The following is a 383-nucleotide window of genomic DNA, read 5'->3' on the forward strand; positions in this document are numbered from 1 at the left end:
GCTACGAACAGCTCTACGATCTGCGCATGGTGCTGGAAACCACGGCGGCGCAGCGGCTGTGCGCCGAGGCGCCGGTCTGCGGAGCGGCGGTCGACCGCGCAGGTCTGGACCGGCTGGCCGCGATCTGGCTGGTCGAGCCGGCGCGGCGCAGCACCGACGGTGCCCAGGTCCGGCAATGGGACGAGGAATTCCATTGCGCGCTGGTCGAGGCGGCGGGCAATGCGGAAATGGCGAGGGTGCACCGCGACATCACCGAGCGCATCCGCATGGTGCGCAGTCTGGATTTCACCAAGTCGTTCCGGATCGAAGCCACCTACGAAGAGCATGCGCAGATCCTGCGCGCCATCCTCGCCAAGCGTGCCGACCAGGCCACGATGCTGCTG

1 protein-coding gene is annotated in these 383 nt (G+C 68.1%); it reads left to right on the forward strand.

Annotated elements, in window-relative coordinates; all coding sequences use genetic code 11:
• Positions 1-383 (forward strand): GntR family transcriptional regulator (locus GR212_RS36725; RefSeq protein ID WP_163995049.1); only part of this gene is annotated, 383 nt, incomplete at both ends.

The sequence above is a fragment of the Martinezella lusitana genome (assembly GCF_010668395.1).
Lineage (GTDB): Bacteria > Pseudomonadota > Alphaproteobacteria > Rhizobiales > Rhizobiaceae > Rhizobium > Rhizobium lusitanum_A.